The sequence below is a fragment of the Aeromicrobium sp. genome (genome assembly GCF_025965075.1).
Taxonomy (GTDB): domain Bacteria; phylum Actinomycetota; class Actinomycetes; order Propionibacteriales; family Nocardioidaceae; genus Aeromicrobium.
In genome coordinates this window covers 1-17,335 of record NZ_JAOPXQ010000026.1, presented here as the reverse complement: position 1 = coordinate 17,335, position 17,335 = coordinate 1, and the positions used below count along the sequence as shown (strand labels likewise).

Here is a 17,335-nt window from a genome sequence, read left to right as displayed (position 1 = left end):
CGGAGAACGCCGTCAGGCCGGCGCCCGCGGTCCACGCCGGGACGACCGGCGCGAGCAGGGCGGCACCGACCGCGATCTCGCCGACTGCCAGCGCCTTGAGGAACAGCGGCGGGTCGACCTTCTTCAGCACGGGGTACGTCCCGGCCGCCATCCCGTGCACACCGGCGGCGGTGGCGGCGTCGCCGGACCACTTCGACAGACCGGAGTTGAGGATGAACGACCCGGCAGCGAGACGGAGCGGGACGTGGGACAGGCGGATCGACATGGTGCCTCCGGAAGGTTGGTTTTCGGGCTCGACCTCCCACCGTACGGGGGCCACGAAGGCCCGGATCGCTAGCCTGCTGTCATGCGCTTCAGCCAGGTCGACGTCTTCACCGACGAGCTCACGCTCGGCAACCCCGTCGCGGTCGTGCACGACGCGGACGGGCTGACCGACGAGCAGATGGCGGCGTTCGCCCGCTGGACCAACCTGTCGGAGACGACATTCCTGTTGGCGCCGACCGATCCGGTGGCGGACTACCGGCTGCAGATCTTCACGACGTACGCCGAGCTCCCGTTCGCGGGACACCCGACGCTCGGCTCGGCGCGGGCGTGGCTCGCCGCCGGCGGCAGCCCGCAGCACCCCGGCGTCCTGCGGCAGGAGTGCGGGGCCGGGATCGTGCGGGTGCGCGAGGACGCCGGCCGGCTGTCGTTCGCGGCTCCCCCGCAGGTGCGCAGCGGCCCGGTCGACGAGGCGGACCTCGCCGAGGTGCGCGGCGTCCTCGGCGTGTCCCCGTCCGACGTCGTCGACGCGCAGTGGGTCGACAACGGCCCCGGCTGGGTCGCGCTGCTGCTGACCGACGCGGACACCGTCCTGGCGATCGAGCCTGGGACGTTCGACAGGCTCACCAAGGTCGGCGTCGTCGGCCCGCACGTCGCGGGGGCCGACGCGGACCTCGAGGTGCGGGCGTTCTTCCCGCCCGGCGAGGACCCCGTGACCGGCAGTCTCAACGCGGGGATCGCGCAGTGGCTGATCGGCACGGGCCGGGCCCCCGACTCCTACGTCGCGGCGCAGGGCACCCGTCTCGGCCGCCGCGGCCGGGTGCACGTCGACCGCGTCGAGGACGACATCTGGATCGGCGGCGACACCGTGCTGGGCGTCGTCGGGACCGTCGCCCTGTGACGGCGAACCTGCTGCTCCGCGACGTGCACGTCGTCGGGGTCACGACCCCGTCGGTCGAGGGGACGGTCGACGTCCTGGTCGAGGCGGGCACCGTCACGGCCGTCGACCGGGGCCTCAGCGCCCCGCGGGGCACGCCCGAGGTCGCCGCGGACGGTCGCTGGCTGATCCCCGGCCTGTGGGACCAGCACGTGCACCTCGGCGAGTGGGTGCGAGCGGCGCAGCGGGTCGACTTCTCGGCGACGACCACGCCCGAGGACGTGCTGCGGACCGTGGCCGACCGGATCGCGAGCCGCCCCGGCGAGACGTTGATCGGCTTCGGCCACCGGTCCGGGACGTGGGGTCGCGAGGTCACGGTCGCCGAGCTCGACGCCGTCGCGGGCGACGTCCCCGTGGTCCTGGTCAGTGGCGACGTCCACCACGGCTGGCTCGGGTCGGCGGCGCTACGGGCGCTCGGCGTCCCGGCGCGGGACACGGTGCTGCGCGAGGACGAGTGGTTCGCGGTCTACGCCCGGATCCACGAGCTGACCGGCGGGCGGGCGACGACCCCCGCGGCGTACCGGGCCGCCCTGGACGCCGCGGCGGCGCTCGGCGTCGTCGGGCTCGTCGACCTCGAGCTGGCGGACAACACCCACGACTGGCCCGAGCGCTGGGCGCTCGCGGCCAACGGCGTACGCATCCGGGCCGCGTCCTACGCCGACGCGCTCGACGACGTCATCGCCCGCGGGCTGCGGACCGGCGACCCGCTGCCGGGCTGTGCCGGGCTCGCGACGGCCGGCCCGCTCAAGATCATCTCCGACGGCTCGCTCAACACCCGGACCGCGTGGTGCTGCTCGCCGTACTCCGACGGCGACCGTCTCGACCACCCGTCGGGGCGGCCCAACCTGGCGGCCGACGAGCTGACCGACCTGATGCGGCGGGCCGCCGCCCACGGCCTGGCCGTCGCGACCCACGCGATCGGCGACGCCGCGGTGCACCGGGCCGTCGAGACGTACGAACGGACCGGCGCCCGCGGGTCGATCGAGCACGTCCAGCTCGCCGCGATCGAGGACCTGACGCGGATGGCCCGGCTCGGGCTGCGCGCCAGCGTCCAGCCGGCCCACCTGCTGGACGACCACGCGGTGATCGACGACCTGTGGCCGGGGCTCGGCGGGCGGTGCTTCTCGCTCCGCACGATGCTCGACAGCGGGGTCGACGTCGTGCTGGGCTCCGACGCACCGGTCTCGCCGCTCGACCCGTGGCTGTCGATGGCGGCGGCCGTCCGCGCCGGCACCGCGCTCGAGGGGTGGCACGTCGAGCAGGCGCTGACCCCGCGCGAGGCCCTCGCGGCGTCGGTCGACGGGCAGCCGACCGTCGGGCCCGGGTCCCGGGGCGACCTGGTGCTGCTGGACGCCGATCCGCTGCGGACCGACCTCCGGCGGGTCGGGGTGGCGGCGACCTACGTCGCGGGCGCCGAGGTCTTCTGGAGGAGCTGAGCCGAGTCCCACAGGACGTCGTCGCCGCTCAGGACCGTGGCCCGCTCCGCGACCAGGTCGATCCGCACCCGCAGCGCGCCGCGGTGCATCACGAGCTCCGAGTCGTCGTCGGCGACCTCGACCCGCAGGTCGACCAGGGACGGGTCGGTCAGGTCGGGGTGGCTGCGTCGCAGCGCGATCAGCTGGCGGTGGACCGCGAGCAGGGCCGCGTGGTCGGGCTGCTGCGGCTCGGACCAGTCGAGCGTCGAGCGCTCGAACGTCGCGGGGTCCATGGGATCGGGGACCTCGAGCTCGCCCCAGCCGTGGCGGCCGAACTCGCGCCGGCGTCCCGTGCGCACGGCCTCGGCGAGGTCGGGGTCCGGGAAGGACGCGAAGAACTGCCACGGCGTCGACGCGGCCCACTCCTCGCCCATGAACAGCATCGGCGTGTAGGGGCCCAGCAGGACGATCGCGGCCCCACAGGCCAGCAGCCCCGGCGACAGCGTCGCGGAGATCCGGTCACCGGTGGCGCGGTTGCCGATCTGGTCGTGGTTCTGCAGGTACGCCAGGAACGCCGTGCCGGGCAGCGCGGTCGTGTCGACGGGGCGCCCGTGCGTACGTCCGCGGAACGAGGACCACGTGCCGTCGTGGAAGAACGCGCCCCGCAGGGTCTTGGCCAGCGCGCCGGGGGCGGCGAAGTCGGCGTAGTAGCCCTCGGTCTCCCCCGTCAGGCGGACGTGCAGGGCGTGGTGCAGGTCGTCCGACCACTGGGCGTCCATCCCCAGGCCGTGCTCGGCGCGCGGGACGACGGTGCGGGGGTCGTTGAGGTCGGACTCGGCGATCAGCGTCAGCGGCCGGCCCAGCCGCTCGCCCATCCGGTGCGTCTCGGCGGACAGCTCCTCCAGGATCGGCAGGGCACGCTTGTCGGCCAGGGCGTGGACCGCGTCGAGCCGCAGGCCGTCGACGTGGAAGTGCTCGAACCACGCCAGTGCGTTGTCGAGGACGTAGCGGCGGACCTCGTCCGAGCCGGGACCGTCGAGGTTGAGGCCCGGGCCCCAGTCGTTCTGACCGGCGAAGTAGGGACCGAACCGGTCGAGGTAGGCGCCCGACGGGCCGAGGTGGTTGTAGACGACGTCGAGCAGGACGCCGAGGCCGCGCGTGTGGCACGCGTCGACGAACCGCTTGAACCCGTCGGGCCCCCCGTACGGCTCGTGCACCGCGCCCCACAGCACGCCGTCGTAGCCCCAGCCGTGCGGGCCGTCGAACGAGTTGACCGGCAGGACCTCGACCAGGTCGATGCCCAGCTCGACGAGGTGGTCGAGCCGCTCGATCGCGGTGTCGAACGTACCGCCGGGCGTGAACGTCCCGATGTGCAGCTCGTAGACGACCGAGCCCGCGAGCCCGCGGCCCGGCCACGCGTCGTCGGTCCACGCGAAGAGGCCATGGTCGTACGCCCGGGAGGCGGCGTGCACGCCGTCCGGCTGCCACGCCGAGCGCGGGTCCGGCAGCGGGGTGTCGTCGTCGCCGAGCAGGAAGGCGTAGCCCGTGCCGTGGGGGGACGCCAGGTCGGCGGCCCACCAGCCGTCGTGGCGGCGGGTCATGTCGTGGACCTCGCCGGCGACCTCGACCCGGACTCGTTCGAGATCAGGAGCCCACACCGAGATCGTCATAGGTCGAGCCTAGTGGCGTGGGCGGGATCCGCAGCCGCGTCGACTCGCGCCCCGGCGTGCGTGCTGCACAGTGGTGGGGTGAGCGCCGCGACCGACACCACCCGGGCGCTGCTCCGTGCGTGCCATCCCGGGCCGGCGTTCGCCGTGACGGTGCTGACGGTCCTGCTCGCGATGTCCTGGGACACCTCGGCCGGGACGGCTCTCCTCGTGGGTGCCGCGGCCCTGAGCGGGCAGCTGTCGGTCGGCTGGTCCAACGACCTGGTCGACCGGCACCGGGACCGCGTCGTGGGGCGGCAGGACAAGCCCCTGGTGACCGGCGCCGTGCGGGTGTCGACCGTCCGCCGGGCCGTCGCCGTCGCCCTGGTCCTGACGGTGGTGACGTCCCTGGCGCTCGGGCCGGCACCGGGCTTCCTGCACCTGGGCCTCGTGGCGGCCGGGTGGGCGTACAACCTCGGCGTCAAGCGCTCGGTCCTGTCCTGGCTGCCCTACGCGGTGTGCTTCGGCTGCCTCCCGCTCGTCGTGTCGCTCGCCGTCCGTGGTGAGGGCGTTCCCGCCTGGATGCCCGTCGCCGGCGCCCTGCTCGGCACCGGCGCCCACCTCGTCAACGCCGTGCCCGACCTGGAGGACGATCGCGTGACCGGCGTGAACGGCCTCCCCCACCGACTCGGGGCCCGGTGGTCGCTCGACCTCGCCACGATCCTGCTGCTGGCCGGGTCGGCCGTCGTGGTCCTGGTCCCGGCCGGACCCGTGGGGGCGGCGGGCTTCGCGACGCTGACCCTGGTGGTGGTGCTCGTCCTGATCGGTCGGGTCGCTCCCGGCCGCGGCGCCTTCCACGCCACGATCGGCGTCGCCCTGGTCGACGTCATCGCCCTGCTGGCCCGCAGCTGACCCAGCACTCCCGCCCCGCTGGGAGTGACGTTTGGGCCCTCAGATCGGCCATTTCGCGGCCCAAACGTCACTCCCAGCGGACGGAGAGGTCAGTCCCGGACGAGCAGCGCGACCGGGTAGCGGCCCAGGAGCTCGGCGACCTGGACCGATCCCCCGTCGACGGAGCCGCCCAAGACGTCGCTCCACTGCCCCTCGGGCAGGTCGAGCGTCGTCTCGCCCCACCCGCCCCGGGCCGCGAGCCCGACCGGGAGCCGGGTCGCGACGGCTACGAGGTCGTCGCTGCGCTGGAACGCGATGAGGTGCTCGGCGGCCGGGCCGGACGCGGCCAGCGCCCGGTAGCCACGGAACAGCTCGGGCCGTTCGCGGCGGAGCGTCAGCACGCGGTGGACGACGAACATCTTGGCCGCGCCGGACACGTCGAGCTCGGGCACGAGGCCCTCGCCGAAGCGGTCGAGCAGCTCGCGGCGGATCCCGTAGTCGACCGGGCGCCGGTTGTCGGGGTCGACGAGCGAGAAGTCCCACAGCTCGGTGCCCTGGTAGACGTCGGGGACGCCGGGCCCGGCGAGCTGCAGCAGCTTCTGCGACAGCGAGTTGGTCCAGCCAGGCGGGGTGATGCGGGCGACGAACGCGTCGACGTCGTCGCCGACCGTCTCACGCACGCGCGCCGGCCAATCGCGGATCTGCTGCTCGAACGCCTCGTCGGGCTCGGTCCACGTCGTACGCAGCTTGGACTCCCGCGCGGCCTTGAGGAGATAGTCGGTCAGCCGCTCGTCGTCGATCGGGGCAGCGCCGACCAGCGTCTGCCAGGCCAGCAGGTCGATCGACGGCTCGTCGAGCCCCGCCCGCGCCGACCAGTCACGTATCAGCTCCGCGAAGTCGTCGGCCACCTCGGCGAGCACCAGCAGGCGCGCGCGGGTGTCCTCGGACCGCTTGGTGTCGTGGGTCGTCAGGGTCGTCATCGTCGCCGGGGCCGAGGCGTCCCGCGCCGCGGCGAGCCGGTGCAGCTCGTCGACGTCGATGCCGAAGCGGTCCGGGGAGCCTCCGACCTCGTTGAGCGGGGCGAACCGGGTGTGACGATAGAACGTCGTGTCCTCCGTGCCCTTGGCCACGACCATGCCGGACGTCTGCTGGATCCGCGTCGCGAGCTCGCCCGCCGGGTCGCCGGTCACCTGCTGGTCCAGCACCCGCAGCGCCGCACGGAGGTCGGGTCGGCGCGCGCCGGCCGTGGCGATCGCTCGCGCCCAGTGGTCGGCCCCCTCGGGGAGGTACGACCGGTAGACGTCGAACGCGATCATGGTCTCGGCGACGGCGGCCCGCGCCGCGCCCGGCTCGACCTCGTCGACCAGGGCCGCGATGCGGCGCACCTCGGCGACCAGGATCGTGTCGGTCACGAGCCGCCGGGCGGTCTCCTCGACCGCAGCCAGGTCGGTGTCCTGACCCAGCTCGGCCGCCAGGGCCGTCAGCGCCTTCTCCCCCGTCGGGTCGACCAGGACGCCGGCGATCTCCCCCAGCGCGTCGTAGCCCGTCGTGCCGTCGACCGGCCACGAGGCGGGGAGCGCCTCGCCGGGGTGCAGGATCTTCTCGACCAGCAGCCACGCGTCGGGGGCCGCGGCCCGCAGCCACTGCATGTACGTCGTGGGGTCCGCGAGCCCGTCGGGGTGGTCGACCCGCAGGCCCGTGACGTCCCCCGCGTCGACCCAGCGCAGCACCTCGGCGTGCACCTCGTCGAAGACGTCGCGGTGCTCGACGGCCACCGCTGCGAGGGTCGTGATGTCGAAGAACCGGCGATAGCTCAGCTCGGCGTTGCCGCGGCGCCAGTCGACCAGCTCGTAGTGCTGGCGGGCGTGCACCTCGTCCGCGGTCCCGCCGCTCGTCCCGGGGGCGATCGGGAACCGGTGGTCGTAGTAGGTCAGCTCGTCACCGTCCACGGCCAGCGCCGAGACGTCGTCGGCCGAGCCGAGCACCGGGACCAGGATCCGCTCGCGCGACCAGTCGATGTCGAACCAGTGGGCGTACGCCGAGCTCGGTCCGTGGGTCAGCACGTCCCACCAGAACGGGTTGGCCGCCGGCACCTCGATCGACATGTGGTTGGGCACGATGTCGATCACGAGCCCCAGCCCGGCGTCGCGGATCGCCGCGGACAGCGCCACCCGGCCCTCCTCGCCACCCAGCGCGGGGCGGGCGGTCCGGGGGTCGGTGACGTCGTAGCCGTGGGTCGACCCGGGCGTCGCCTCGAGGACCGGCGAGACGTACGCCGCGCCGACGCCGAGCCGGTCGAGGTAGTCCACGACCGCCCGGGCGTCGTCGAAGCCGAACTCCGGCCGCAGCTGCAGCCGGTACGTCGACGCCGGAGCCGTCATGCGGTCACCCGCTGCAGCACGATCAGCGACCGCGCGGGCAGCGTGAAGCCGCCACCGGCGCGCAGGACGTCGCCGCGCGGCGTCGACTCGACCGTGCCGGCGCAGCTGTCGACCACGACGCCCCACCCGGAGCCGTACTCCTCCGCGGGCAGCGTCATCTCGATGTCCTCGTGGTGCGCGTTGAACGCCATGAGGAAGGAGTCATCGACGACCCGCTCGCCGCGGGCGTCCCGGTCGGCGATCGCGTCACCGTTGAGGAACACGACGATCGACTTGCCGAACGCGTCGTCCCAGTTCTGCTCCTTCATCTCCTCGCCCGCCGGCGTGAACCAGGCGATGTCACCCAGCTCGTCGCCCTTGCGGATCGGCTTGCCCTCGAAGAAGCGACGGCGGCGGAAGGCGGGGTGCCGGCGGCGGAAGTCGGTCAGCGCACCCACGAACTCCGTCAGGGCGTGATCGGACTCGGCGCGCTCCCAGTCGATCCACGCGACCTCGTTGTCCTGGCAGTACGCATTGTTGTTGCCGCCCTGCGTGCGACCCAGCTCGTCACCGTGCAGGATCATCGGGACGCCCTGCGACAGCAACAGGGTCGCGAGCAGGTTGCGGCGCTGGCAGTCCCGCAGCGCGAGGATCTCGGCATCGTCGGTCGGTCCCTCGACGCCGCAGTTCCACGACCGGTTGTCGTCGGCGCCGTCGCGGCCGTCCTCGCCGTTCGCGTCGTTGTGCTTGTCGTTGTACGAGACGAGGTCCGCCAGCGTGAAGCCGTCGTGCGCCGTGACGAAGTTGATCGAGGCGTACGGCCGGCGCCCGTTGTCCTGGTAGAGGTCGGACGAGCCGGTGATGCGCGAGGCGAACTCGCCCAGGGTCGACGACTCTCCGCGCCAGAAGTCGCGCACGATGTCTCGGTACTCGGCGTTCCACTCGGTCCACTGCGGGGGGAACCCGCCGACCTGGTAGCCACCGGGACCGACGTCCCACGGCTCCGCGATGAGCTTGACCTGGCTCACGACCGGGTCCTGCTGGACGAGCTCGAAGAAGGTCGCGAGCTTGTCGACGTCGTAGAACTCGCGCGCCAGTGTGGCCGCGAGGTCGAAGCGGAAGCCGTCGACGTGCATCTCGGTGACCCAGTAGCGCAGTGAGTCCATGATGAGCTGCAGCGCATGCGGGTTGCCCACGTTGAGCGAGTTGCCGGTCCCCGTGTAGTCCATGTAGAACTGCTCGTCGTCCTCGACGAGCCGGTAGTACGACTGGTTGTCGATGCCCTTCATCGACAGCGTCGGCCCGAGGTGGTTGCCCTCGGCGGTGTGGTTGTAGACCACGTCGAGGATGACCTCGATGCCCGCCTCGTGCAGCGCGCGCACCATGCCCTTGAACTCCTCGACCTGCGCGCCGGGCCGCGAGGTGTAGGCGTCGTGCGGCGCGAAGAAGCCGATCGTGTTGTAGCCCCAGTAGTTCGTCAGGTCCTTCTCGACCAGGTAGTGGTCGGTGACGAACTGGTGCACCGGCAGCAGCTCGATGGCCGTGACACCGAGGCCCTTGAGGTGATCGACCACGGAGGGGTGCGCGATCGCGGCGTACGTGCCGCGGATCTCCTCGGGGATGCCCGGGTGCGTCATGGTGAGGCCCTTGACGTGCGCCTCGTAGATCACGGACTCGTTGTACGGCGTGCGGGGCAGCCGGTCGTTTGCCCAGTCGAAGAACGGGTTGGTCACCAGCGAGAACGGCACGTGCCCGGCCGAGTCGAGGTCGTTGCGCTCGTCCGGGTCGTCGAACGAGTAGCCGAACAGTGAGTCGTCCCAGTCGACGCCGTGCGAGAACGCCTTGGCGTACGGGTCGATCAGGAGCTTGTTGGGGTTGCAGCGCAGCCCCTGCTCCGGCTCGTACGGACCGTGCACGCGATAGCCGTAGCGCTGCCCCGGACCGACGCCCGAGAGGTAGCCGTGGTGGACGAACCCGTCGACCTCGTCGAGCCGCAGCCTGGTCTCGGTGCCGTCCTCGTCGAACAAGCACAGCTCGACCTTCTCGGCGACCTCCGAGTAGAGGGCGAAGTTGGTGCCGACGCCGTCGTACGTGGCGCCCAATGGGTAGGCACTGCCGGGCCAGGGGCGCAAGGGAGCTCCTCGAGAGGGTGAAGGGGGACCCCTAGCCAATACCCCCGAAGCGCGTGCGGCAATCCGGTCCGGATGTGAGGTACGTCGCCGGCCTACGGCTGCGGCCGCTCCTCACGCAGCGGCGCGATCGCGGCGGCGACCGCAGGGTCGTCGAAGAAGTCCTCCAACGAGACCGGCAACGGGATCCGCCAGTTGGGGTACTCGTCGATCGTGCCGGGCAGGTTGGGCTGGCGCCGCTCGCCGACGACATCGCTGGGTGAGCTCAGCACGAGCCTGGACGCCGCGCGGGCGATGACGGCGTGCAGCGCGACAACGGGCTCGGCGTCCGCGATCCCCTCGGCCCGCACCAGGTCCATCAGCGCGGCCCGGTCCGCGGCCGCCGCCGCGTACGCCTCGTCGGTCGGTCCGTCCAGCAGGTCGAGCGAGGCGCGCAGGCGTACGTGCTCGGCCTCCAGCCAGCCGGTCGCGGTCGGCAGGTCGTGGGTCGTGACGCTCGCCATGGTCTCGGGCTCCCACTGCGCCGGCGGCACGAACGGCTGCCCCGGGGCGTCCCAGTCCCGCTCGAACCACAGCACCGCCGAGCTCAGCATCCCGCGCTCGTGCATCGTCTCGGTGACGACGTCCTCGACCGTGCCGAGGTCCTCGCCCACGATGATCGCGCCGGCGCGGTGGGCCTCGAGCGCCAGGACCGCGAGCATCGCCGCGGAGTCGTAGTGGACGTACGTCCCGCGGTGCGCGGGCTCTCCCGGCGGGATCCACCACAGCCGCCACAGGCCGGCGATGTGGTCGATCCGGATGCCGTCGGCGTGCCGCAGCACGCTGCGGACGACCTCACGGAACGGGGCGTAGCCGGTCCGGGCCAGCTCGGCTGGCTTCCACGGCGGCAGGCCCCAGTCCTGGCCGAGCTCGTTGAACGCGTCGGCGGGGCAGCCGACCCGGACGACGGGCGCGAAGACGTCCCGCTCCGACCACGTGTCGGGCCCGCCGGGGCTGACCCCGACCGGCAGGTCGTGCACGATCCCGACGCTCATCCCGCCTGCGCGCGCCGCGGCCCGCGCGGCGTCCAGCTGCTCGCGGCAGAGGTGCTGCAGCCACACGTGGAACGCGATGCGCTCGGCCAGGTCGACCCGGACCTGCGTCACGGCCGGTCCGTCCGGGTCGTGCAGAGCCTCGGGCCAGTCACGCCAGTCGCCGCCGTGCTGCTCGGCGAGGGCGCAGAACGTCCCGAACGTCGCGAGCTGCTCGTCCGGCGCGTACGCCCGCTCGGCCGCCGGCCGGTGTGGCCACAGCAGCTCGAGCGCGGCGTGCTTGGCGTCCCAGACCGCGTCGTAGTCGATCAGTGCGGTGTCGCGGTCCGGAGCCAGCGCCAGGACCGCGGCCTGCGTCGCGGTGTCGGCGGCGGTGAAGGCCGCGAGGTCGGTCAGTCGCAGGTAGAGCGGGTTGGCGAACCGGCGGCTCGCCGGCGAGTAGGGCGAGCGCTGGATCGGGTGGGTCGGGGCGACCGCCTCGACGGGGTTGACCAGCATGACCCCGGCGCCCTGCTCGCTGCCGGCGCGGCGGGCGAACTCGGCGAGGTCGCCGAAGTCGCCCATCCCCCACGACTGCGACGACCGCAGGGCGTACAGCTGCAGCATCCAGCCCCACGTCGGCGCGATGTCGGGCATCCGGGCGGGTGCCACGATCAGCGTGACGTCCTGCTCGTCGGTGACGACCCGGTGCCACCCCAGCGGCAGGTCGGCGGGCAGTGCGTCGGAGGCGTCGAGCGTCGTGCCGTCCTCGAGGACGACCCGGCCGGGCACCTCGAGCCGTCGACCGGATCCCTCCAGCACGACGATCGTCGGCGGCAGCGCGACCCGGTCCCGGTGGGCGCGGGCCAGCTCGAGCTCGCGGGCGATCGCCGCATCACTCGTGGCGTCGACGTCGAGCATGCCGAGGACCGCGACGACCAGCTCGGCCTCGACCAGCACCTCGGTGCGGTCCGAGCCCTCATAGCTCGTCGCCACCCCGTGCAGGGCGGCGAGATCGGCCAGCGCGTCAGGAACGGGTACGACCATGCGGTCCAGCATCGCGAGTCGTCGCGACCGGTGCGACACCGGCGGTGGCGTACGCCGCGCGGGGCCGGACCGCATCCTGCGGGTCGAAGGCGACGAACGCGCGCATCAGGGCAGCGCGCGCGAGCAGAAGGGGCTTCGTCATGTCGGGTCCTGTCGTCGGCCGGCACGGGCGCGCCGGGGAGAGCGAACCCGTCACTACCCCTTTGCGCCGCACCTGAATCACGATCCCGTGAAGGTCGCCTTGCCGGGCCCGTTCTCGACGAACGAGGTCATGCCCGCCGCCCGGTCGTCCGTCGCGAACAGGCCGGTGAACTCGCCCCGCTCGATGTCCAGGCCGGTCTGCAGGTCGACCTCGAGGCCGCGGTCGACGGCCCCCTTCGCGGCGCGCAGCGCGAGCGCGGGGCCGCCGACGAACTGCGACGCCCACTCGACGGCCTTGGCATAGACCTCGTCGGCGGGGTGGACCTGGTCGACCAGGCCGATCGCGAGCGCCTCCTGCGCGTCGACGAACCGGCCGGTGTAGATCAGGTCCTTGGCCTTGGCGGGCCCGACGAGCCGCGACAGCCGCTGCGTGCCGCCGGCGCCGGGGATGATGCCGAGCAGGATCTCAGGCTGGCCCAGCTTGGCGTTGTCGGCCGCAAAACGCAGGTCCGTCGCCAGGGCGACCTCACACCCGCCGCCGAGCGCGAAGCCCGTGATGGCCGAGACGGTCGGCTTGCCGATCGCGGCCAGGGCGCGGGTGAAGTCCTGCAGCAGGTGGGCGTGCTTGACCATCGTGGCGTACGGCATCGACGCCATCTCCTTGACGTCCGCTCCGGCCGCGAACACCCGCTCGCCGCCGTAGACGACGACCGCGGCGACGTCGTCGCGCGCGTCGGCCTCCCGCGAGACCTCGGCCAGCTCACGCTGGACCTGGGCGTCGAGCGCATTCATCTTGGGCCGGTCGAGTCGGATCGTCCCGACTCCGTCGCTGACCTCGAGTCGTACGAATTCGCCCACGGTGATGCCTCCTGCAGTCGTGTCGGCGCCACGGGGGTGCCCTCGCGATCGAGCATAGGGGCCCCGCGCACGGCGGCCGGGGCGGGTGCCCGGACGAGGAACAGCGGCGCCGCGAGCGCCAGCACGAGCCCGCCGACCACGATGGCCGCACCGGTCGATGCCGCCGTGGCGACCGCTCCCAGGACGACCAGACCGATCGATGCCCCCGGGTGCAGCACCATCGAGCCGAGCGACAGGACCGTGGCCCGCTGCTCGTTGCCGACCTGCTCGTGCAGCAACGTCTCGTGGATCGCGCCCGCGGCGGAGTGGACGGCGTACGTCGCGAAGAGGCCCGCGACCAGGCCGACGGGTCCGCCCGCGATCCCCATCGCGACCACCGTGGCCCCCTGGACGAGCCGGAGCGCGACCGAGACCGCGACCATGCTCCAGCGCCGCAGCAGCAGCGGCACCATCGCGGCCCCGAGCGCCGAGACACCCCACGCGGCGGCCGTGACGGGGCCCATCAGCGCGGCGGCGGCGTCGCGGTCACCCAGGAGCTCCGACAGCCGGATCGGCGTCAACGTCTCGAAGGCGATCATGCCGAAGCCCCAGAAGATCTCGACCGCGACGAGCGCCCGCAGCACCCGCGAGCCGAGGAGCAGCCGGGTGCCGTCGAGGATCGCGGCGGGCGTCGCGCGGATCGCGCCGACCAGCCCACCGATCCGGGCCGAGCGGTCCTCGTCCATCAGCACGACCGCGGCCCCGATCTGCACCACCGACAGCGCCGCCGCGACCCAGTAGGGGACGACGAGCGCCTGCCCGTCGCCCAGCGGCGCCCACGCCACGAGCGCCGCGGACAGCACCGCACCCGTCGCGATCGCGAGGCCGACGACGCTGGCGTAGCCCGACAGGCCGTTCGCCACGACGGCACTCCTGGTCTGCTCGGGCTCCCGGTCGTGCACCGCGTCGACGAACCACGCGTTGAGTGGACCACTGTCGAGGGCCCGGTAGGCCCCGGCCAGCGCCGTCGCGACCGCGAACACCGCCGGGGTCTGCGCGAGCGCGTAGACCCCGTACGACACGAACGCGACGACCGCGGACGCGATCCACACCGGACGGCGACCTATCGCGTCGGCGAAGCCACCCGTGGGCAGCTCGAGGACAAGGACCGTGATGCCCTGCACCGCGGCGACGGTGCCGTACTCGGCGACCGTGAGCCCGCGGTCGAGCGGCAGCAGGGCCGCGACCGGGACGATGAACCCGGTCGAGAGCCAGCGGATCCCGGCCAGCAGCCAGAACCGGGCCCTCAGGCTCATCGCGCCTGCGGGAGCGTCAGCACGTGCACCGCGATCTCCTCGGAGCCGCCGCGGTGCGCGTAGCGGGCCACGACCTGGTCGATCTCCGCGACCATCGCGTCGAGGTCGTCCGGGTCGAGCGCCACGACGTAGTCGCTGTGGCCGATGCCGCGCCGCGGCTCGGTCCACGCCGCCAGCCCCGCGGCCAGCCGCTCCTGCTGACGACGGCGCACGGTGTCGAGGTACTCCCGTCCCCCGTCGATCTCGACCAGCGCGAGCGGGAACTCGGTGACGTCGTGCAGCGCCCGCCAGCGTCGTTCGCGTCCTGACGGCTGCTCGGCATCGTCACCGACGAAGCCGAACCGCTCGAGTTGCCGCAGGTGGTACGACGTGGAGCCACTCGACTCCCCCAACGCCCGGCCGAGCTCGGACGCCGTGGCGGGACCGTCGGACCGGAGCCGGCCCAGCAGCGTCATCCGCAGCGGGTGGGACACGGCCTTGAGCGTCTCGAGGTCGTCGACGGTCCTGCGGGTGAGCGACATGGCTCGACCCTAAGACTGCAAAGAACAATTTGCAAAGACTTCTTTGCAGTGCTGCGGAGTGGTCAGGCGACCTTGCCGGAGAACACGGCGTAGGTGAAGAAGGCGACGCCCAGCACCATGCCGACGTGGCCCAGGATCGACAGGAACGGGCCCTGTGCCCAGCTGTCGTCCGTGGCGGGGGCAGCGTGACGCCCTCCCCCGGGCAGCCACCGGGCCAGGACCAGCAGCCCGATGATCGCCTCGGCCCACCAGACCAGGACCGCGAGGTAGCCCTTGGCGTCCGACGGCGAGGCGAGGTAGAACACTCCGGCGACGAGCATCAGGACGCCCACGATCGTGTGGGCGTTGACGAGCGTGTCGGAGACCTGGGCGTGCCCGGCCTGCTGGGCGTTGGCGTGCAGGCGCAGCCGTGTCAGCAGGACCACGACGGCCGCCAGCGCGACCAGCATCCAGAGGATGTTCTCGATCTCCACCGCTGCATCGTGGCACACCTCACAGGTCACCGGCACGCGACGAGCCCGGGGTCGGCGGCGGGTCTCACGCTTCTCGGGGCGTCCTCACAGGATCCACCCAGGATTCCCGACTTGTCTGGGGGACCAGCCAGACAGGGAGATCACCATGACCGAGCACCTCGCCGACCCGCGCCGCCCCCACTCCACCCGCCGGGTCGTCGTCGCCGGCATCGCCGCGTGCGCCATCGGGCTCACCGGCGCCGGCTGGGCGACGCATGCCGCCGCCACGCCCGCGACCAGCGCCACCACGACGGTGCGGCAGCCGGCCACCACGCAGCAGCCGACGTACGGCACGTTCGACGGTCCGCCCGCGACGACCGAGACGACCGAGAGCGCGGCGACCGACGCCACCAGCGCGCAGGAGGTCGGCCTGGTCTACATCAACACCACCCTCGACTACGGGACCGGCAAGGCGGCCGGCACAGGCATGGTCCTGACGGCCGACGGCGAGATCCTCACCAACCACCACGTCGTCGAGGGCGCGACCTCGATCTCGGTCGAGGTCGTCTCGACCGGGCGGACGTACGGCGCCGACGTCGTCGGCTACGACTCGACACACGACGTCGCGGTGCTCCAGCTCGAGGGCGCCTCGGGGCTGACCCCCGTCACGACCGACACCACCGAGCAGGTCGCCACCGGGAACAGCGTGACCGGAGTCGGCAACGCGAACGGCGACGGCGGCGCCGCCAGCGCGGCAGCGGGCACCGTCGTGGCGCTGGACCAGGCAATCACGGTCTCCAGCGAGACCGGCGGTGCCGCCAGCCGGCTCACGGGCCTGATCGAGGTCGACGCCGACATCATCGCGGGCGACTCCGGCGGCGCGCTCTACGACGACGATGGCGAGGTCGTCGGGATGAACACCGCGGCGTCCAGCGGGGCGGCGAACGTCACGGGCTACGCCGTCCCCATCGCCCAGGCGCTCTCGATCGCCGACGACATCGAGTCGGGGACGGTGAGCGACACCGTCGTGATCGGCAACCACGGCTACCTCGGGATCTCCCTGTCCTCCCAGGTCACCGGGGCCCTGGTGGCCGGCGTCGCGCAGGACTCCCCCGCCGCGGACGCCGGCATCGCGACCGGCAGCACCGTCACGGGCCTCAACGGCGCCTCCATCACGAGCGCGGACGCCCTCAGCGAGGCCGTCTCGCGGCTCCCGGTCGGCGACCGGGCCACGGTCGCCTGGACCGACAACGCCGGGCAGGCCCACACCGCGACGCTGACCCTCGGCGGGGGCCCGGTGGGGTGAGCCGCACACCTGCAGAGACGACCGACCGCGTCCCGACGGCCCGGCGGATAGCCTGAGGGCGTGACCCAGACCCTGCGTGACGAAGACCTCGCCCTGGAGCCGACGACAGGATCCGAGGAGTTCACCGGATTCGCGATCGTGCTGGACGGGGAGCAGGTCGGCACCGTGGCCCTGCGCACCGAGGAGCCGGGCACGGCCTCGATCCGCTGGAACTCCCGGCTCGAGCCGTTCGTCGTCGCCCGGGCGCTCCGGCTCGCGATCGAGCACGCGTTCGGCGACGAGGGCATCAGCCGGGTCGAGGTACGCCTGGGGGTCGAGAGCGTCCGCGACATCCGTGCCGCCTCGATCGGCGGGCTGCGCCGGGAGGGCATCATCCGCACCTCGGGCGACCAGCCCGACCAGGTGCTCATGGCCCGGCTCGCCGACGACCCGCCGGCCGTCAGCCGCGACGGCTTCATCGCGATCCTCAACGCGGGCCTGCCGACCAAGCGCGTCATCAGCCAGGGACTGCTGCGGGACGAGCAGGGGCGCGTGCTGCTGTGCGAGCTGACCTACAAGAAGGAGTGGGACCTCCCGGGCGGGGTCGTCGAGGTCGGCGAGGCGCCGTCGGTCGGGCTGGTGCGCGAGCTCCAGGAGGAGCTCGGCGTCACCGTGGAGGTGCAGGGGCTGCTCACGGTCAACTGGCTGCCCGCGTGGCGCGGGTGGGACGACGCCTGCATCTTCCTGTTCGACCTCGGCACCGTCGACTCGTCGATCACCGGCGGCATGACGCTGCAGCCGACCGAGATCAAGGCGATCCACTGGTGCGACCCCGAGACGGTGCGCGCGTACGGCGCCGCGGCCGCGGTCGAGCTGCTGGAGGCGGTGGACGCGGGCGCCCTCCCGACCTACCGCGAGGCGCCGAAGGCCGCCGAGTAGCCGCTACTCCTGCGTCGCGCCGCTGTCGGCGCTGACCACGCCGCCGTACTGGCCGAGGGCCCGCGGCTTGCCGTTGCCGCCGGGGATGTAGAGCAGGACCTGGTGGTAGTAGCGCAGCTTGCCAGAGCCGGAGATGCCCGACGAGAGG

At 73.0% G+C, this 17,335-nt stretch carries 14 protein-coding genes and 1 pseudogene; 5 read left to right on the top strand and 10 right to left on the bottom strand.

What is annotated here, in order from left to right:
* Nucleotides 1–265 (bottom strand): annotated as a pseudogene (locus tag JWQ91_RS01460) (DoxX family membrane protein); the annotation flags it as partial.
* An 81-nt stretch (nucleotides 266–346) separates the two neighbouring features.
* On the opposite strand from JWQ91_RS01460, the gene JWQ91_RS01455 reads away from it, so the two are divergent.
* Nucleotides 347–1,162 carry a PhzF family phenazine biosynthesis protein gene (locus tag JWQ91_RS01455; RefSeq protein WP_297779825.1) on the top strand — a complete coding sequence of 272 codons (816 nt, stop codon included), beginning with the start codon at nucleotides 347–349 and terminating at the stop codon, nucleotides 1,160–1,162.
* Nucleotides 1,159–2,634, top strand: a complete 1,476-nt coding sequence (locus tag JWQ91_RS01450; protein ID WP_297779822.1) for an amidohydrolase family protein — start codon at nucleotides 1,159–1,161, stop codon at nucleotides 2,632–2,634. The genes JWQ91_RS01455 and JWQ91_RS01450 overlap by 4 nt, the downstream gene beginning before the upstream one ends.
* Here the strand turns inward: JWQ91_RS01450 and treZ are convergent.
* Nucleotides 2,598–4,283 (bottom strand): malto-oligosyltrehalose trehalohydrolase, encoded by a 1,686-nt coding sequence (gene treZ, locus JWQ91_RS01445; protein ID WP_297779820.1) that lies wholly within the window; start codon nucleotides 4,281–4,283, stop codon nucleotides 2,598–2,600. The genes JWQ91_RS01450 and treZ overlap by 37 nt on opposite strands.
* Before the next feature lie 78 nt (nucleotides 4,284–4,361).
* On the opposite strand from treZ, the gene JWQ91_RS01440 reads away from it, so the two are divergent.
* Entirely contained in the window at nucleotides 4,362–5,171 is an 810-nt protein-coding gene (locus tag JWQ91_RS01440) for a UbiA family prenyltransferase (RefSeq protein ID WP_297779817.1), read from the top strand.
* Between the two features lie 89 nt (nucleotides 5,172–5,260).
* Here JWQ91_RS01440 and treY read toward each other — a convergent pair whose 3' ends face one another.
* From treY to JWQ91_RS01400, 8 genes are all read right to left on the bottom strand, one after another.
* Nucleotides 5,261–7,531: a malto-oligosyltrehalose synthase gene (gene treY, locus JWQ91_RS01435; protein WP_297779814.1), complete on the bottom strand. Its 2,271-nt coding sequence runs from the start codon at nucleotides 7,529–7,531 to the stop codon at nucleotides 5,261–5,263.
* Nucleotides 7,528–9,642 carry a glycogen debranching protein GlgX gene (gene glgX, locus JWQ91_RS01430; RefSeq protein ID WP_297779811.1) on the bottom strand — a complete coding sequence of 705 codons (2,115 nt, stop codon included), beginning with the start codon at nucleotides 9,640–9,642 and terminating at the stop codon, nucleotides 7,528–7,530. The genes treY and glgX overlap by 4 nt, the downstream gene beginning before the upstream one ends.
* Nucleotides 9,643–9,734: 92 nt before the next feature.
* The gene (gene malQ, locus JWQ91_RS01425; protein WP_297779808.1) at nucleotides 9,735–11,696 is read right to left on the bottom strand and encodes a 4-alpha-glucanotransferase; all 1,962 of its coding nucleotides are present in this window, start codon (nucleotides 11,694–11,696) and stop codon (nucleotides 9,735–9,737) included.
* Entirely contained in the window at nucleotides 11,677–11,838 is a 162-nt protein-coding gene (locus JWQ91_RS01420; protein ID WP_297779806.1) for a hypothetical protein, read from the bottom strand. Before JWQ91_RS01420 ends, malQ begins: the two co-directional genes overlap by 20 nt.
* Nucleotides 11,839–11,915: 77 nt before the next feature.
* Nucleotides 11,916–12,695: an enoyl-CoA hydratase-related protein gene (locus JWQ91_RS01415; RefSeq protein ID WP_297779804.1), complete on the bottom strand. Its 780-nt coding sequence runs from the start codon at nucleotides 12,693–12,695 to the stop codon at nucleotides 11,916–11,918.
* The gene (locus tag JWQ91_RS01410; protein ID WP_297779801.1) at nucleotides 12,626–13,990 is read right to left on the bottom strand and encodes an MFS transporter; all 1,365 of its coding nucleotides are present in this window, start codon (nucleotides 13,988–13,990) and stop codon (nucleotides 12,626–12,628) included. Before JWQ91_RS01410 ends, JWQ91_RS01415 begins: the two co-directional genes overlap by 70 nt.
* Nucleotides 13,987–14,511, bottom strand: a complete 525-nt coding sequence (locus tag JWQ91_RS01405; protein WP_297779798.1) for a helix-turn-helix domain-containing protein — start codon at nucleotides 14,509–14,511, stop codon at nucleotides 13,987–13,989. Before JWQ91_RS01405 ends, JWQ91_RS01410 begins: the two co-directional genes overlap by 4 nt.
* 62 nt (nucleotides 14,512–14,573) lie before the next feature.
* A complete protein-coding gene (locus JWQ91_RS01400; RefSeq protein WP_297779796.1) occupies nucleotides 14,574–14,984 on the bottom strand; it encodes a hypothetical protein in 411 nt (136 codons plus the stop codon).
* A 145-nt stretch (nucleotides 14,985–15,129) separates the two neighbouring features.
* Between JWQ91_RS01400 and JWQ91_RS01395 the strand changes: the two genes are divergently transcribed.
* The gene (locus tag JWQ91_RS01395) at nucleotides 15,130–16,269 is read left to right on the top strand and encodes a trypsin-like peptidase domain-containing protein (protein ID WP_297779793.1); all 1,140 of its coding nucleotides are present in this window, start codon (nucleotides 15,130–15,132) and stop codon (nucleotides 16,267–16,269) included.
* Nucleotides 16,270–16,329: 60 nt separating this feature from the next.
* The gene (locus JWQ91_RS01390) at nucleotides 16,330–17,187 is read left to right on the top strand and encodes an NUDIX hydrolase (RefSeq protein ID WP_297779790.1); all 858 of its coding nucleotides are present in this window, start codon (nucleotides 16,330–16,332) and stop codon (nucleotides 17,185–17,187) included.
* Nucleotides 17,188–17,335: the final 148 nt, after the last annotated feature.